This window comes from Lachnobacterium bovis DSM 14045, from assembly GCF_900107245.1.
Taxonomy (GTDB): domain Bacteria; phylum Bacillota; class Clostridia; order Lachnospirales; family Lachnospiraceae; genus Roseburia; species Roseburia bovis.
Window position 1 is genome coordinate 13,987 of sequence record NZ_FNPG01000004.1, and the last position, 17,922, is coordinate 31,908.

Consider the following 17,922-nt stretch of genomic DNA (forward strand, 5'->3'; position numbering starts at 1 on the left):
CGAAAAAATTATTATATTTACAGCAAATTGACTATCAATATGTGTATTTCGTCACATTGACAAAGAAAATTAATAATCTTTGTTAGTTTGCCTATGGAAAATAGAGTGATAAATGTTTATCATATTATTTGTAAAGGAAAACGCAATATAAGTTGCAAAAGAAAATTAACTATAGGTTTAGGGAGGAATTAAGGAATGGCAAGTTTATCACTAAAAAATATTTACAAGGTATATCCAAATGGATTTGAGGCAGTTAAGGATTTTAACCTAGAGGTTGAAGATAAAGAGTTTATCATTTTCGTAGGACCATCTGGTTGTGGTAAATCTACAACATTAAGAATGATAGCAGGTCTTGAAGATATTTCATCAGGTGAATTAAGAATCGATGGAAAAATCGTAAATGATGTTGAACCAAAAGATAGAGATATCGCAATGGTATTCCAGAACTACGCTTTATATCCACATATGACAGTATTTGATAACATGGCATTTGGTCTTAAATTAAGAAAAGTACCAAAGGATGAGATTAAGAAAAAAGTTGAGGATGCAGCAAGAATCCTTGATCTTGAGAAATTATTAGATCGTAAACCAAAGGCTTTATCAGGTGGACAAAGACAACGTGTTGCTATGGGTCGTGCAATCGTTCGTAATCCAAAAGTATTCTTAATGGATGAGCCACTTTCAAACTTGGATGCTAAACTTCGTGTTCAGATGAGATCAGAAATTGCTTCATTACATAACAGATTAGGTGCAACAATTATCTACGTTACACATGATCAGACAGAAGCTATGACATTAGGAACAAGAATTGTTGTATTAAAAGATGGTGTTGTTCAACAAGTAGATTCACCACAAAAATTATATAATGAGCCAGATAACTTATTCGTAGCTGGTTTCATAGGTTCACCACAGATGAACTTTGTTGAAGCAGCTGTTTCAGTTAATGGAGATAAAGTTACAGTTTCAACTGGTGATTGCAAATTCGAATTACCACAAGAGAAAGCTAAAAAAGTTATCGCTGGAGGATACGCAGGTAAGAACGTTATCATAGGTATCAGACCAGAAGATATTTATGAAGATGAAGAATCACTTGTAAAATATGCGGACAGCAAATTCACTGTCGATGTTACAGGATATGAATTATTAGGTGCTGAAGTATTATTATACTTCACATTAGCAGGTGCTAACATGTCTGCTAGAGTAGGCTCTGATACTAAAGCAAGAATGGGAAGTAAAATTCAGTTAGCTATCAATCCAGAAAAAGTTCATATTTTTGACAAAGATTCTGAATTGACAATTACTAACTAGTTATGTAAAATTAAATAGTTGTAAATTATTAGACTGGGTGTGATATTTACACCCAGTTTTATTTTATAGCGCGTAAAGCTAATAATAGGCTTCATTTGAAGCCCTTTCCCAAGAAGTTCATTTCATAAAGAGATGTTCAGTGGTATTCGGATACAAAGGAGTTTTTATATGTTTACAAACCAAAAATTACAAAATACATTAGATGAAATTAAAGAAATAACAAAAAAAGACGTGGCATTATATACACCTAAAGGAAAATTAATTGCTTATACAACTAAATTTTTAAATGAAGTTGAAGATATGGTTAATGAGTTTTCACATTCTATGGCTGAAAGTCAGACAGCAAAAGAATATCATTTTTTTAAGGTAATTGTAGAAGGTGAAACAGATTATATTTTAATTATGGCAGGTGGAGGAGAAGACACATATATGGTTGGTCGTCTTGCAGTTTGTCAAATTAGAAACTTGGTTGTAAGTGCTGCTGGACAGTACGATAGAAATAATTTCATTCAAAATGTCTTATTAGGTAACATGTTAATTGTGGATATTTTTAGTAAGGCAAGAAAGCTTCACATAGATCAGGTTCCTAGAGTAGTTTTTGTTATTGATACAAAAGATAAAGGCATTGATGATGCAATGGAATTAGTGAAGAATTTATCTAATGTTAAAACAAAAGATTTTGTGACAAGTGTAGATGAACATAATATTGTTTTAGTTAAAGATGTTTCAGATATTAAAGAAAGTAAATTAGAGGATGAGTTAAGAAACATTGCTAATCTTTTAGTTGACACCTTACAAATGGAAGCGATGATAGATGTTCGTGTTGGTTACGGAAATGTAATCAATCAGATTCCAGAAATCACAGATTCTTATCAGGAAGCTAAGATGGCACTTGAAGTAGGAAGAGTATTCTTCTTTAAAGAACCAACTATTTCTTATGGTAAATTAGGAATCGGTAGATTAATTCACCAATTACCAATGAGCTTATGTGATATGTTTATTAAAGAAGTTTTTGGCAATAAGATTCCAGAAATCTTAGATGATGAAGAATCAATGTCAACAATTATGAATTTCTTCTCTAATAATCTTAATATTTCAGAAACTGCAAGACAATTGTATGTACATAGAAATACATTAGTTTATAGACTTGAACGAATTGAGAAAGCAATAGGGCTTGATATTAGAAAATTTGATGATGCTATGACTTTTAGAATAGCTGTAATGGTTATAGCTCATATCAAAGATCAAAAAAGGAGTTAATGTAAAGTATGGCAAGAAAACAATCATACGATGCAAGTAGTATTTCGGTCTTAGAAGGTCTTGAAGCTGTTCGTAAACGTCCAGGAATGTACATTGGTAGTGTTTCAAGAAAAGGATTAAATCATTTGATTTATGAAATAGTGGACAATTCTGTTGATGAACACTTAGCTGGAGCGTGTGATACAATAAAAGTCACATTGGAAAAAGATGGTTCATGTACAGTAGAAGATAACGGTAGAGGTATACCGGTTGGAATGCATGCTAAAGGCGTGTCTGCTGCAAGGGTGGTTTTTTCTACATTGCATGCAGGTGGTAAATTTGACAATAATGCATACAAGACATCAGGTGGTTTACACGGTGTTGGTTCGTCAGTTGTTAATGCATTATCAACACATATGGATGTGTGGATTAAAAGAGAAGGATCAATTCATCATGATGGCTATGAAAAAGGACATCCTGTTGTAGAATTAGAAAACGGTTTATTACCAATTGTAGGTAAAACTAAAGAAACCGGTACTAAGATTAATTTTTTACCAGATGGTACAATTTTTGAAAAAACAGAATTTAAAGCTGAAGATGTAAAAAACAGAATGCATGAAACAGCGTATTTAAATCCTAATTTGACTATAATTTTTGAAGATAAGAGAAAAGATGATGTTGAACATATAGAATTTCATGAGCCAGAAGGTATTGTTGGTTTTGTAAAAGAATTGAATAAAAATGGCGAGAAATTGCATGATATCATTTATTATAAAGGTGAAAGCGATGGAATTATGGTAGAAGTAGCTTTTCAGTATACTAGTGAATTCCATGAAAATATATTAGGTTTTTGTAATAATATTTATAATGCAGAGGGTGGTACACATATTACAGGCTTTAAGAGTATGTTTACTACAGTAATTAATAATTATGCGCGTGAACTTGGTATTTTAAAAGATAAGGATCCTAATTTTACAGGAGTAGATGTGAGAAATGGAATGACTGCTGTAGTTTCAGTTAAACATCCTGCTCCAAGATTTGAAGGACAAACTAAAACAAAACTAGATAATCAAGATGCATCAAAGGCAACTAGCAAAGTTACTAATGATGAAATTCAGCTATTTTTTGATAGAAATTTAGATACATTAAAGACAGTTATTTCGTGTGCGGAAAGAGCAGCTAAGATTAGAAAGGCTGAAGAGAAAACAAAAACAAATCTATTAACAAAACAAAAATTTTCATTTGATTCAAATGGTAAGTTAGCTAATTGTGAAAGCAGAGATGCTAAAAAGAGCGAGATTTTTATTGTAGAGGGTGATTCAGCCGGTGGTTCAGCTAAAATGGCTAGAAATAGATTATATCAAGCAATTATGCCTATAAGAGGTAAAATTTTAAACGTAGAGAAGGCAAGTATTGATAAAGTTTTAGCTAATGCAGAAATCAAAACGATGATAAATGCTTTTGGATGTGGTTTTTCAGAAGGATATGGAAACGATTTTGATATTACCAAATTAAGATACGACAAAATAATTATTATGGCTGATGCCGATGTTGATGGAGCACACATTGCAACGTTATTATTGACATTATTTTATCGATTTATGCCGGAGTTGATTTTTGAGGGACATGTGTACGTGGCTATGCCACCATTATATAAAGTTATTCCATCACGCGGAGAAGAAGTATATTTATATGATGATGAGGCTTTAGCAAAATATAGAAAAACTCATAAAGGCAATTTCACTTTACAAAGATATAAAGGTTTAGGAGAAATGGATGCCCAGCAATTGTGGGAGACAACATTAGACCCTAAAACAAGAATGTTAAAAAGAGTTGAAATAGAGGATGGTAAATTGGCATCAGAAGTGACAGCAATGTTAATGGGAACTGATGTGCCACCTAGAAAAGCATTTATTTATGAACATGCAAGAGATGCTCAATTAGATATTTAAAAAAAGAGGTTAATTAAGAATGGATGCAACAAATATTATACAAACAGAATACTCTGAATTAATGCAAAAATCCTACATTGACTATGCAATGAGTGTTATTGTTGCAAGAGCTCTTCCTGATATTAGAGACGGTTTGAAGCCGGTACAAAGACGTACACTGTATGATATGTATGAATTAGGCTTAAGATATGATAAACCATATAGAAAAAGTGCTCGTATAGTCGGTGATACAATGGGTAAGTATCATCCACATGGTGATTCTTCAATTTATGATGCGTTAGTTGTTATGGCACAAGACTTTAAAAAAGGTATGCCATTAGTTGATGGTCATGGTAACTTTGGGTCAATAGAAGGCGATGGAGCAGCTGCGATGCGTTATACTGAGGCTAGACTTCAGAAAGTTACTCAGGAAGTTTTTTTATCAGATATAGAAAAAGATGTAGTTGATTTTGGACCTAATTTTGATGAAACAGAAAAAGAACCTATAGTGTTGCCTGTTAAAATGCCCAATATTCTTATTAATGGTGCTGAGGGTATTGCGGTTGGTATGGCGACTAATATTCCACCACACAACGTTAATGAAGTTTTAGATGGTGTTGTTGCTTATATGAAGAATCCTGATATAACGAATCATGAAATGATGAATTATATTACAGGTCCTGATTTTCCAACAGGCGGAATTATAGCTAATAAAAAAGATTTATTGAATATTTATGAAACTGGATCTGGTAAAATCAAAATTCGTGGAAAGATTGAAGTTGAGCAGGTTAAAGGAAATAAAGAGCGTTTAGTAATTACTGAGATTCCATACACTATGATTGGTGCTAACATTGGTAAGTTTTTAAATGATGTATATTCACTGGTTGAATCAAAAAAGACGAATGATATAATTGATATTACTAACCAATCATCTAAAGATGGTATTAGAATAGTATTAGATTTAAAAAAAGGTGCGAATGTAGAAACTCTTAAAAATCTTTTATATAAAAAGACTAAACTAGAAGATACATTTGGCGTTAATATGCTTGCTGTTGTTAATGGCAGACCTGAGACTCTTAGCTTAGTATCAGTTATCAAGCATCATGTAGATTTCCAATATGAATTGGCTACTAGAAAGTATACAAATCTTTTGCAGAAAGCTAGAGATAAAAAAGAGATACAAGAAGGTTTAATTAAGGCATGCGATGTAATTGATTTAATTATTGAAATTTTGCGTGGTAGTAAAAATATTAAAGATGCAAAAGCATGTCTCATTAATGGAGATACTTCAAAAATAAAATTTAAATCAGAAATATCTAAGATTCAGGCTGGTGAATTACATTTTACAGAAAAACAAGCTAGTGCAATCTTAGATATGCGTTTATATAAATTAATAGGTCTTGAGTTAGATGCATTAAAAAAAGAATATGAAGAAACACTTAATAATATCGCTACATATGAGGATATTTTGGAAAACAGATCTTCTATGGCAAAGGTTATTATTAAACAGTTAAATACATATAAGAAAAACTATGGTAGAGAACGTAGAACTGTAATTGATAATTTAAAAGAGGCTGTTGTAGTAGAAGAGAAGATAAAGACAAAAGATGTTGTATTTTTAATGGATAGATTTGGCTATGCTAAAACAGTGGATGTATCTGTTTATGAAAGAAATAAAGAAGCAGCAGATTCTGAAAACAGAATAATTTTAACAGTAAAAAATACGGATAAGTTGTGCTTGTTTACAGAACAAGGTCAAATGCATTTGTTAAAAATTATAGATTTGCCTCATGGTAAGTTTAGAGACAAGGGAAGTCCTATAGATAATTTAAGTAATTATGACAGCAAAGAAGAACGATTAATTTTTGTCGATAGTATTTTAAATCTAGCAGACAAAAAACTTTTATTTATTACTAAAAAATCAATGATAAAAGTTGTAGATGGTAAAGAATTCGATGTTACGAGAAGAACTACATCGGCGACTAAACTCAATGATGATGATATTTTGTTAAATATTAGTATTTATGATGAAAATAACACAATTGTTATGCGCTCAAGAAAAGAAATGTTTTTACGTTTTGCATGTAATACAATTCCAGAAAAGAAAAAAGGTGCTGTAGGCGTTAGAGGCATGCGTTTAGCGGATAATGACGAAATAATAGAAACATATTTTGTTTCTGATGATTCTGATACTATTTCAGTTGATGTAAAAGGAAAAGAAGTTGTTTTGAATCGTCTTCATGTCGCTAATAGAGATACCAAGGGTGTAAAAAAATAATAATACAGTTAAAGAAAAGTTCTAATAATTAGCCACAATAGCTAGAATGAAAAGTTATATCAAAAAGATTTATAATTTTTACTCTGGCGATTGCTGGCTTTTTTTATAAAAAATAAATAGTTCTGTTTATTAATATATAAAATGTGGTAAAATGAAAGAGAGATTTTATAGCGTATGAAAATTTTGTGGGGAGCAAGGTTGACAGCATTATGTATTGCGCGGAAAGGGTTAAACATGGATAATATTAGTATTAATAAACTTAAAATTTTTGCATCTTCAGGACGTTTTTATTATGTAAGTGCACAATTATTTCAAGATAATAAAAAAGTAGCGGCAGAAGATGACATAGAGGATTCTACCAATTATAAAATGGTTTGTGATACCATAATAAGTGAGTTTGCTAAATCAGATTTTAATTTGCTAGAAACAATAACAGATAGAATTAGTAAAGAAATTCTATTACGATTTCCTCTTGTTAAGAAAAATATAATAGAGGTTGAGTATAATAATTCTAAAAGAGACATCTTGTTTGAAAAGGTTGTAACTAGCATTACTAGAAAATGGAGCAGGGTGTATGTGTATTGCCAGACTCATTTTCAAGGAGATATTTCTGAAAATCGAAAGAAATTCTTAGATACAATTGATAGGATATCAGAACATGAACTGATAAAAAATGTCAAACGTTCAACTTTAAATCTATTGAAGTATGAAGGAATGATACTAAATACAGCTGTTGAATTTGATACTATTTTAGAATTAGATTCTTTGATTTCATATCTCAAATATATTGAAAATCAGGCAAAGGTTAAGAATAAAATTGATATTGAGTTTAACATCGTTTTCTTTGATGATTTAGTATATGATGATGAAAATATAGTGATTCCATATGTTGGAATGGAAGATAAGATATATATGCTGAAAGCAATATCAGAGCTTAATCCTAATAAACATCATCCGATTTCAAAGGTGACAGTTGGAGAATTATATGGAGAAAAACTAGATATAATCAAACGAAAATTTGATAATCAGGATAATCCTAAATTAGATTATCTGCAGCAATCAGAGGAAGTTTACAAAGTAAAGCCAGATGAAGGTTATATTGTAAATCAAACCGTAGACAATGAAGAAAGTTATTTCGAAAACCTAGATACAGATTATGTTATGGATGATGAAGGTTATGAGTTGAGTCAATCAATAGACCATGGTACTACTTGTGACACTAAGCAAGAACCTGTGTGCAAAGTGACACAAGAGACAGAATATGACGAAGTTGAAGAAAGAAAACAGGAACAAAAAAATGTTTTAGAGCGAAAAATAGCTGAGGCTAAGAATGTTTTGTACACAAGTAAGAGCCTTACTTCAAATTCAGTGAATCTTATTGTTAATAGAGAAAAAGATTTGAATTCTAAGTCAAAATTAGTTTTGTTTGATTTAGATGGAACTTTGATTGATACGTCAGAGGGAATAACTAAGAGTGCTAGATATGCACTTAATCATTTTGGAATATGGGATACAAAATTAGAAAACCTCAAATTCTTTATTGGGCCTCCATTGAATCAGACTTTTAAAAATACTTATGGGTTTGACGATGATAAAACAAAAGAGGCTATAAAGATATTTAGGGAACGATATTCAAAGGTTGGATTGTTTGAAAGCAAAACTTTTAAGAATATAGGGAAATGTCTTAGAGAATTAAAAAGAAATGGCTATAGTTTAGCAGTTGCTTCTTCAAAACCGGAAAACTCATGTCGTCAAATACTTGAATATTTTAATTTATTTGAATATTTTGATGAAGTAGTAGGAGCAACGTTTGATGGCCGAATAAATACTAAAGAGGAAGTATTAGAGGAAGTATTTAGAAGATTTAAAAATACTCCAAGAAAAAATATGTGTTTAATAGGGGATACTATTTTTGATGTAAAAGGAGCAAAAAGCAAAGGAATTCCTTGTATTGCAGTATCATATGGCTTTGGAGATACAAATGAATTAGAAGCATCAAATGTATTTGCAGTTTGTGATAATGCAGAGGATATACCAGAAGTTTTGAAAAAATTATGGAATTAAGTTATAAAGAAAAAATAAGAATATTGTTTAGAGAAGCATTTATACCGTTACTGTTTTATCATGGAATATTTTTCTTTACAGTTACAATTGTAGGATTTATTCTTTTTGGAGGTATTGAAAAAAACTATATGATTTGTCACATGGCAGGAGCAGGTGTTACTGCTTTTGCTATGTATCGAACATATAATAATGATATTTGGTGGTCAACTAAATCCGATAAAAAAAATATAAAAGAATTGTTTCTTTTAATAGTTGCAATAATACTGATAGCATTTAGTTTGAATGATTTGTTAATTAATTCACCACTTATTACTATGTCAAAATCATATAAAAATACTAGCAAGATTTTTTATACTGGCGGATTAATAATTGAAATTATTGGAAATGCTTTTTTGACACCATTAGCAGAAGAAATAGTATATAGAGGTATTGTTTTTAATAAATTAAATTTATACTTAAAAAAACATAATTCTATAATAATTTCGGCATTGATTTTTGGACTGGTGCATGGAAATATTGTTCAGTTTGTATATGCTTTTGTTTTTGGCATAATTTTTGCATTATTAGTCGAAAAGAAAAAAGGTATACAAATATCGATTATATTACACATGTGTGTTAATTTATTTGGAGTTTTGAGAACGAACTTTAAATCTTTAAATATTTCTTTTTCTTCAAACATCAAAATAGATTTGTTAATAAAGACTGTGTTACTAATTGGCGGATTTTATACAGTTTTTGCTTTTATTAGAGCAAAAAAATAACCGATAAATAGACATAAGAGAGTATATTAATTTACTTATGTCAGTTTAGATGTTATAGAATAAAAGGAGCGGAAAATGGTTGTAGATGCGTGGGTTGTGTTAAGTGCATATACAGTATTGTTATTGGTTTTGATATTGATATTTCAAAGAGGAATGCTACATACAGATTCAGCAAAACAATTCGTAAGACTTATTACGCTTACGCTAGTTCTTCTTGTGTCTGAAGTGTTTGGAAGAATAGGTGAAATATATCCTAAAAACTTTTTATTTATGGCAAAGATAGGATATTTTATAATCTTTTTGTTTGATCCTTTAGAATATTTAGTGGCAATGGATTATATTAATAAATGGATGGAAAGAGCAGATTCAAAAGGATGTATAGTATTTAGAAGAGCATTTGAAGTGTTTGTTTATGGAAATATGTTTTTGGTGTTTATGTCAACGATTTTTGATAATCATTGGTTTTATTATTTTAAAGGAAATAATTATTACAGAGGAATGTTTTTTTATGTGCGAGCAGCCTTGGTTATGATATATTGTCTTCTTTTGGATTTATATGTTTTTATTTACCGAAAAAGGATAAATATATTCTATCGAAAAGCTATTTTGATGTTGCCTGTGTTGTCATTATTTGGAGTAATAGGTCAGGTGTTAATACCAGATTTAGAGATGACTTATGCAATGATTACGGTAGGATGCCTTTGTGTTTTTTTCTATTTGCAGGGAAAAGATGTAAATATGGATTATTTGACCGGAGTACTGAATAGACGTGGAATTGATATGAGCCTAACAGATGCTATAAATCAATTCTTGAACAAAGAAATAAAGTTTTCTGCAATTATGATAGATATAGATCATTTTAAAAGTATAAATGATAATTTTGGACATTTAGAAGGAGATAGAATTCTTACAGAAGTTGCAAAGATATTACGATTATCTGTAAAAAATGAAGGAACGATAGGCAGATATGGCGGCGATGAATTTTGCATTATAATAAATATTGATGATAAAAAAGTTTTAAAAGAGAAGGTAACAGCTATTCAGAAAAAAACAAAAGAAATCAAAGGAGAGATTGAAGTCTCAATTAGTTGTGGATATAGTGTTTATGAGCCAACACACTACGTTAGTGGCAAAGAGTTTATTATGGAAATTGATGAACTTATGTACCGAGAAAAAATAGAACATCATTTACAAGATCGAAGAAGAAGAACAGAAGAAAAACCCCAATAATTGTATTGAAAATTTTGATTTCATGGTATATACTAAAAAAGTGCATGTATTTTAGTTTGTTTTTAAGAATACATGTATACAAAGAGATGAATATACTTTTTAGTATAAAGATAAGGAGATTTCAAAATGAGTAAAGTTCGTACTAGATTTGCACCTAGTCCTACAGGAAGAATGCATGTAGGTAACCTTCGTACAGCTCTTTATGCATATTTGATTAGTAAGCATGAAGGCGGAGATTATATTTTAAGAATAGAGGATACTGATCAGGAACGTTACGTTGAAGGTGCGGTTGACATTATTTATAGAACTATGAAGAAGACAGGTTTAATTCATGATGAAGGTCCTGATCTTGATGGTGGTTGTGGTCCGTATGTTCAAAGTGAGAGACATGAAAAAGGTATTTATTTGGAATATGCTAAGAAACTTATTGAAAAAGGTGAAGCATATTATTGTTTCTGTACTAAAGAACGTCTTGAAAGCTTAAAACAAAATGTAGCTGGAAAAGATATTATGGTATATGATAAACATTGTTTAAGCCTTACTCCAGAAGAAGTTCAGGCAAAATTAGATGCAGGAGTTCCATACGTTATTCGTCAGAATAATCCAACTACAGGTACTACTACATTTAAAGATGAGATTTATGGAGATATTACAGTAGATAATTCAGAATTAGATGATATGGTGTTGATTAAATCTGACGGATATCCAACATACAATTTTGCAAATGTTGTAGATGATCATTTAATGGGAATTACACATGTTGTTAGAGGTAATGAATATTTATCATCGTCACCTAAATATAATAGATTATATGAAGCATTTGGTTGGGAAGTACCAGTTTATGTACATTGTCCTTTAATTACTGATGAAAATCATCATAAATTATCAAAGAGATCAGGACATTCTTCATTTGAAGATTTGATAGAGCAAGGATTTTTGACAGAAGCAGTTGTAAACTTTGTTGCTTTATTAGGATGGAGCCCTTCTGATAATCAAGAAATTATGTCTTTACAAGAATTAATTGAAAAATTTGATTATCGTCATATTAATAAATCACCTGCTGTTTTTGATTATACTAAGTTAAAATGGATGAATGGAGAGTACATCAAAAAATTAGACTTTGATAAATTCTATGAGATGGCTTTACCATATATCAAAGAAGTTGTTACAAAAGATTATGATTTAAAGAAAATTGCAAAAATGGTTCAGACAAGAATCGAGATTTTTCCAGATATTAAAGATCATATTGATTTCTTTGAAGAATTACCAGAATATGATGTAGCAATGTATACTCATAAGAAGATGAAAACAAATTCAGAGAACTCATTAGAATTGTTACAGAATATTCTTCCAATTCTTGAAGAACAGGAAGATTATAGTAATGATGCTTTATATGAAGTTTTACTTAAATACGCTAAAGATAACGAATTAAAAACTGGATTCGTTATGTGGCCAATTCGTACAGCTGTATCTGGAAAACAGATGACACCTGGTGGAGCTACACAACTTATGGAAGTATTAGGTAAAGAAGAGTCAATTAGAAGAATTAAAAAAGGTATAGAGATGCTTTCTAAATAATAAGTACTTTAAAAAAAATAAGGATATAAGAACTAAAGAGGTTAATTCATGAAAGAAAATACTTCTCAGCAAAAGGCCATTCTGCATAAGGATGGCCCTATGCTTGTTCTTGCAGGTCCAGGATCAGGCAAGACAACGGTTATTACACAAAGAACTAAGAAATTGGTTACAGATTATGGAGTAGATCCATCTAAAATATTAGTTATTACTTTTACGAAAGCAGCTGCAATAGAAATGAAAGCCAGATTTCAAAAATTAATGGGCAGTACAGTTGCTAATGTTACATTTGGAACGTTTCATGCAGTGTATTTTACTATTTTAAAGTATGCATATCATTATAGAGCTTCAAATATTATAACTGAAGAAGAGAGATATAATGTTATGAAGCGTATTATTTCAAATTACAATTCCCTTGAATATGATGATATTAATGAATTTATAAAAGATATATATAGCGAAATTGGAGAAATAAAAAATTCAAGATTAGATATCAATCATTTTTATTCAAAAATTTGCGGAGAGGAAATCTTTAGAGAGATTTTTTTATCTTATCAAAATGTTTTGCAAATGAATAAAAAAATAGATTTTGATGATATGTTGTCTATAACGTTTGAACTTTTAGATCAGAGAAAGGACATTTTAGCAGCATGGCAATCAAAGTATAAGTATATTCTAGTGGATGAATTTCAGGATATAAATAAAATTCAATATGATATTTTAAAGATGTTAGCTTTGCCTGAAAATAATCTTTTTATTGTAGGTGATGATGACCAGTCTATATATAGATTTAGGGGGTCACGCCCAGAGATTATGTTAAATTTTCCCAAAGAATTCAAGAATTCTAAAAGAGTATTATTGGATACTAATTATAGATGTCAAAGCGCTATTGTAGATGCATCATTAAATCTAATAAGCTATAATAAAGAGCGATTTCAAAAGAAAATCATTGCACATAATCCTAAAAAAGAAGATATACATTATGCTATTTACGAAAATCAGGCAGATGAAAGCAAGAATATAATAAATATTATAAAAAAACATATAGCAGATGGAAAATCATATGATGATATTGCAATATTATTTAGGACGAATACTCAACCAAGAATGCTTATAGGCAAATTAATGGAGTATAATATTCCATTTAGAACTAAAGATAATGTACCTAATCTATATAATCATTGGATTGCAAGAGATATTTTTACTTATATAAAATTGGCACATGGAAGTAGAGATAGAGCTGATTTTTTTCAGATAATGAATAGACCAAAACGCTACATTAGTCGTGATTCAATACTAAGTAAAACAGTAGATTTTGGAAAATGGAAAGCCTTTTATAATGATAAAGATTGGATTGCAGAAAGAATTGATAGATTAGAATATGATTTAAAAATGTTGCAAATGATGAAGCCTTATGCTGCAATAAATTATATTCGAAAAGGTATTGGTTATGATGATTTTATTAAAGAGTACGCTGAGTATCGTAAGATAAATGAAGATGACTTAATTGAGACGTTAGATGAGTTGCATCAAGTTTCAAAGGAATTTGAGACTTATAATGAATGGAATGAGTATATCGAAGAATATACAAAACAGATAAAAGATATTTCAAATCAAAAAAATCAAATAAAAAATGCTGTAACTCTTGCAACGCTTCATTCATCAAAAGGATTAGAATTTGACACAGTCTTTATAATTGATGCGAATGAGGGAATTATGCCATTTAAGAAGGCTGTTTTGCCACAGGAAATAGAAGAAGAGCGTAGAATGTTTTATGTCGGAATGACTAGAGCTAAAAACAATTTGTATTTGAGTTCGGTAAAATACTATAGTAAAAATAATAATGATGTCTCAAGATTTATAAAAGAATCTAAAAGAAAACACATAGAAAAACAAACCGCAGAAAACATAAATAAAAAAAATAATCCCCAGTATTAGCCAAAACAACTTATTCCTGCTAATACTGGGAAAATAAAATGATTCATATTAATTATTCATCACCAAGAAGTATTTCACTTTCAAGAGAATCTAAATGCTTAAGAGCTGCCATATATTCCTCATCTGTTTCAACATTCTCGATAGAAGGAATTCCATTTTCATCTTCAGCATATCTATAGATATAGAAAATTCCTTCTGAATTTTCATTTCCATCTTTATCAAGAGGTATTAAAGCAATGTAATCTTGACTTTCCATTTCAAAAATTGTTAAAATTTTACATTCAATGTCGCCGTCATCAGTTCCAATTGTAACTCGAATATTATCGATTTCGTCTTCTGTTACGGGTGTTACTTTTTCTTTATCTGACATAAAATTTTCCTCATCTTTCATATAATGTAACTTTTATAATTGTATCAAAAAAGTAAATAAAAATCTAGAGGATTTAAACAATAGCGTGAATATAAATTTCAAGGTTGTCCTCAAGATTTATGATTTGACCGTCGTTTAACTGGATTATTGGTCTAGTCAGATTTGTATTTAAAAAAATTATTCGACCAATTTTGTTGTTACTAAGTAATACTTCACAATTTATGTAGGAATTTGCAATTCTTTCTAAAAAAATTAAAATATACTGTGTTTTATATTTTTTTAAACCATTTTGTTCAAAAGTTGCAATTACATCAAATGGACACATTCCACTTCGATATACTCTATTTTGTGTCATGGCGTCATATACATCAGCAATAGAAATGATAGCGGCAAAATCTTCAATCTCATCCCCTCTTAATTTTGAAGGGTAACCTGAGCCATCATAACGTTCATGATGCATTAATGCTGCATTAACGATTCTAGGGTCTAAATCCTTATTTATTAATGCTTCGTAGCCAAAAATAGGATGTTGTTTTATAATCTCAAATTCATTAGGGGTAAGTTTTCCAGGCTTAAGGATTATTTCTGAAGGAATCTTACATTTCCCAATGTCATGTAACAAACCAGCTAGTGTTAAAATATTCAAATCCTGTTCTTTTAAGCCTAACCAAGATCCTAAAAGTCTTGCAATCATTGAAACATTTAAAGAATGAGCATATGTTGAGTCATCTATTTGATGCATTGAATGAAGTTTTCCTAAAAGATCATAAGCTGTAGGGTTAAGGTTAAAAAGGGACATAACTTCATTTAATAAAAGCTCTTGATTAACAGGCCTATTTTTTAAGATAATATCATTTAATTCATCTTTTACAACGTCAATTGCATCAGAATATTTTGCCTTGAATACTTTAAATTCTTTAGAATTTATTATTTTTTCAATGTGGGAATGTTCAATATGTTCTTTGTGCATTATTGAATCTTTTATATTTTGAGGCAAATCCCCATCTATAATTTCAACTTCTTTAATATTATAAAAGCGAAGTTGAGAAATAACTTGTTTTGTGACAATAGCCCCCTTGGGAACGAGTAATTGTTGCATTTTTGAAAAAACATCATCTGCAATTATCATGTTAATTTCAAGTTTATTTACTGGAATTATATTCATAGTTCCTCTCCTCCTAGAACAAAAATGCTAAAAACATATTAATAAAAAGGGTGTACAATATTTTGAAAAAAAGATATAATAAAAAAGTGTGACTTTATAGTATATTAAATAAATTGTTCTATACAAAAGTATCGAATAATTCCATGCTAATAATTAGATAGGTTATAAAATAAAAAATAAGCAGGTGAAATGATTTGTTAACTGTAAGAGAAGGAAATTATGCCATAATGGGCGTTACGCAAAAAGAAAATAAAGTATATATTACATTTGAATGTGAAAAAGAGGAACAATGTAGAGTTGTACTTTTAAATCGTCAAACTAAAAAAAAGGAAACCATAGAAGTCTCTGACGAATTTGTTTTAGGATCATTACGTTCGATAGAAATAGAAGGTATAGATATGAAAGATTATGACTACTATTTTGAAATTAATGGACAAAAAATAATAGATCCTTATTCAAGAAAAATCGTAGGTCGAGAAAAATGGAATAATTCAGCAAGAAGAAAACGTTCATATGAAGTGTTTTCGTCGGTAGATAATAGTAGTTTTGATTGGAAAAAAGATAGACAGCCTGAAATTCCTAAAGAAAAGATGGTAATGTATAAATTACATGTTAGAGGCTTTTCAATGGATACTAAAAAGGAATATGCAGGCACTTTTTTGGCTATTAAAGATAAAATATCCTATTTGAAGAATCTAGGTATAACTACTGTAGAATTTATGCCGGTTTACGAGTTTGAAGAGATGAAAATATCGTCAGTAAACATGGCAAAGCTACCAGATTATGTTAAATGGACTAATAAGCCAGATGATGTTATTGTTGAACCTAAAAAAGAAAAGAAAAATTTAGGTGTTAATTATTGGGGATATGTACCGGGTAATTATTTTGCTGTAAAATCTTCGTATGCAAAAAAAGCAGATGATGCTTCAAATGAATTTAAAGAATTGATTTATGAATTACATAAAAATAATATGGAATGTATAATGGAGATGTTTTTTGAAGGAGACTTAAATCATAATTTGATTTTAGAATCATTAAAGTATTGGGTGAGAGAGTTTCATGTGGATGGATTCCATCTTTTAGGAAATAATTTACCAATTCCAGCGATTGCTCAAAATGTGATGCTAAGTAGAACAAAGATTTTTTATGACAATATTCCAGGTAATATTCTAGATAATCAAAAGAAATATAAACATTTATATTTATATAAAGATGAATATTTATATCAGGCAAGAAAAATATTGAATCATATAAATGGAGATATGGGTGAATTTATTAATCAACAAAAGAAACAAAACGCCAATTATGGTTTTGTTAATTATGTTGCTAGCAATAATGGTTTTACATTAGCAGATGTGTTTATGTATAATGATAGGCATAATGAAGCAAATGGTGAGAATAATTCTGATGGCAATGCATGGAATTTTAGTAATAATTGTGGCTATGAAGGCTTATCGCAGAAAAAATATATAAGATTTATGCGTCAAAAACAATGGAGAAATGCGTTGGTAATGCTGTTTTTAGCTCAAGGGGTTCCATTGATTTTGTCAGGCGATGAAATACAAAATTCTCAAAAAGGAAATAATAACGCGTATTGTCAGGATAATTCAATAGGTTGGGTAAATTGGCGTAATAATAAGATGCAAGCTAAAGATATTGAGTTTGTTAAGGATATTATAGATTTTAGAAAAAAACATCCTATTATCTCAAATCCTACACCATATTATTTTAATGATTGTTTATCAAAAGGAATGCCAGATGTATCATTTCATGGAGAATCAGCATGGGTTACAGGCATCGATAAACAAATGATGGCAATGGGTGAATTATATTATGGAGAATATGATGTTGATGGTAAAAAAGAAAGTATTTATGTTGCATACAATTTCTTTTCAGGGGTAAGCTCATTAGCTTTGCCTACATTACCAGGTGATAAACAGTGGCATTTAGTGATGGACACTTCTTCAGAAAAGACTCCATTTTTAAAAGAGCAGGTTAAATTAAAAAATCAGCAAAAGATAATGATTAATGCTCAATCTATTAAAATTTTAATAGGAAGATAG

The 17,922-nt window shown here is 29.9% G+C and carries 12 protein-coding genes; 10 read left to right on the forward strand and 2 right to left on the reverse strand.

Annotated features, from left to right (window positions below; all coding sequences use genetic code 11):
* Positions 1-195: 195 nt before the first annotated feature.
* The 9 genes from BLV79_RS00085 (at position 196) to BLV79_RS00130 (ending at position 14,324) form a co-directional block, all read left to right on the forward strand.
* Positions 196-1,308, forward strand: coding sequence for an ABC transporter ATP-binding protein (locus tag BLV79_RS00085; protein ID WP_074714752.1), 1,113 nt, complete (start codon positions 196-198; stop codon positions 1,306-1,308).
* A 168-nt stretch (positions 1,309-1,476) separates the two neighbouring features.
* Entirely contained in the window at positions 1,477-2,568 is a 1,092-nt protein-coding gene (locus BLV79_RS00090; RefSeq protein ID WP_074714757.1) for a PucR family transcriptional regulator, read from the forward strand.
* 8 nt (positions 2,569-2,576) lie between these two features.
* The gene (locus BLV79_RS00095) at positions 2,577-4,499 is read left to right on the forward strand and encodes a DNA gyrase/topoisomerase IV subunit B (protein WP_074714759.1); all 1,923 of its coding nucleotides are present in this window, start codon (positions 2,577-2,579) and stop codon (positions 4,497-4,499) included.
* Positions 4,500-4,518: 19 nt separating this feature from the next.
* On the forward strand, positions 4,519-6,756 hold the full coding sequence (locus BLV79_RS00100; protein ID WP_074714762.1) for a DNA gyrase/topoisomerase IV subunit A: 2,238 nt from the start codon (positions 4,519-4,521) through the stop codon (positions 6,754-6,756).
* A gap of 174 nt (positions 6,757-6,930) precedes the next feature.
* Positions 6,931-8,820 (forward strand): HAD hydrolase-like protein, encoded by a 1,890-nt coding sequence (locus BLV79_RS12380; RefSeq protein ID WP_083354381.1) that lies wholly within the window; start codon positions 6,931-6,933, stop codon positions 8,818-8,820.
* Positions 8,811-9,581, forward strand: a complete 771-nt coding sequence (locus BLV79_RS00115; RefSeq protein ID WP_074714764.1) for a CPBP family intramembrane glutamic endopeptidase — start codon at positions 8,811-8,813, stop codon at positions 9,579-9,581. Before BLV79_RS12380 ends, BLV79_RS00115 begins: the two co-directional genes overlap by 10 nt.
* 75 nt (positions 9,582-9,656) lie before the next feature.
* On the forward strand, positions 9,657-10,811 hold the full coding sequence (locus tag BLV79_RS00120; protein ID WP_074714766.1) for a GGDEF domain-containing protein: 1,155 nt from the start codon (positions 9,657-9,659) through the stop codon (positions 10,809-10,811).
* 126 nt (positions 10,812-10,937) lie between these two features.
* On the forward strand, positions 10,938-12,389 hold the full coding sequence (gene gltX, locus BLV79_RS00125; RefSeq protein WP_074714769.1) for a glutamate--tRNA ligase: 1,452 nt from the start codon (positions 10,938-10,940) through the stop codon (positions 12,387-12,389).
* A gap of 48 nt (positions 12,390-12,437) precedes the next feature.
* On the forward strand, positions 12,438-14,324 hold the full coding sequence (locus BLV79_RS00130) for an ATP-dependent helicase (protein ID WP_074714772.1): 1,887 nt from the start codon (positions 12,438-12,440) through the stop codon (positions 14,322-14,324).
* Positions 14,325-14,376: 52 nt separating this feature from the next.
* Here BLV79_RS00130 and BLV79_RS00135 read toward each other — a convergent pair whose 3' ends face one another.
* A complete protein-coding gene (locus BLV79_RS00135; protein ID WP_074714775.1) occupies positions 14,377-14,694 on the reverse strand; it encodes a DUF1292 domain-containing protein in 318 nt (105 codons plus the stop codon).
* 73 nt (positions 14,695-14,767) lie between these two features.
* The gene (locus BLV79_RS00140; protein ID WP_074714778.1) at positions 14,768-15,859 is read right to left on the reverse strand and encodes an HD-GYP domain-containing protein; all 1,092 of its coding nucleotides are present in this window, start codon (positions 15,857-15,859) and stop codon (positions 14,768-14,770) included.
* A gap of 194 nt (positions 15,860-16,053) precedes the next feature.
* Here BLV79_RS00140 and BLV79_RS00145 point away from each other — a divergent pair, with 194 nt between their 5' ends.
* On the forward strand, positions 16,054-17,922 hold the full coding sequence (locus BLV79_RS00145; RefSeq protein WP_242871402.1) for an alpha-amylase family glycosyl hydrolase: 1,869 nt from the start codon (positions 16,054-16,056) through the stop codon (positions 17,920-17,922).

Bases quoted from the DNA above. Each gene is read 5' to 3' on its own strand.
- BLV79_RS00085 (WP_074714752.1), top strand. From the start codon at position 196: ATGGCAAGTTTATCACTAAAAAATATTTACAAGGTATATCCAAATGGA.
- BLV79_RS00140 (WP_074714778.1), bottom strand. From the start codon at position 15,859: ATGAATATAATTCCAGTAAATAAACTTGAAATTAACATGATAATTGCA.
- BLV79_RS00130 (WP_074714772.1), top strand. From the start codon at position 12,438: ATGAAAGAAAATACTTCTCAGCAAAAGGCCATTCTGCATAAGGATGGC.
- BLV79_RS00090 (WP_074714757.1), top strand. From the start codon at position 1,477: ATGTTTACAAACCAAAAATTACAAAATACATTAGATGAAATTAAAGAA.
- BLV79_RS00135 (WP_074714775.1), bottom strand. From the start codon at position 14,694: ATGTCAGATAAAGAAAAAGTAACACCCGTAACAGAAGACGAAATCGAT.
- gltX (WP_074714769.1), top strand. From the start codon at position 10,938: ATGAGTAAAGTTCGTACTAGATTTGCACCTAGTCCTACAGGAAGAATG.
- BLV79_RS00100 (WP_074714762.1), top strand. From the start codon at position 4,519: ATGGATGCAACAAATATTATACAAACAGAATACTCTGAATTAATGCAA.
- BLV79_RS12380 (WP_083354381.1), top strand. From the start codon at position 6,931: ATGAAAATTTTGTGGGGAGCAAGGTTGACAGCATTATGTATTGCGCGG.
- BLV79_RS00095 (WP_074714759.1), top strand. From the start codon at position 2,577: ATGGCAAGAAAACAATCATACGATGCAAGTAGTATTTCGGTCTTAGAA.
- BLV79_RS00120 (WP_074714766.1), top strand. From the start codon at position 9,657: ATGGTTGTAGATGCGTGGGTTGTGTTAAGTGCATATACAGTATTGTTA.
- BLV79_RS00115 (WP_074714764.1), top strand. From the start codon at position 8,811: ATGGAATTAAGTTATAAAGAAAAAATAAGAATATTGTTTAGAGAAGCA.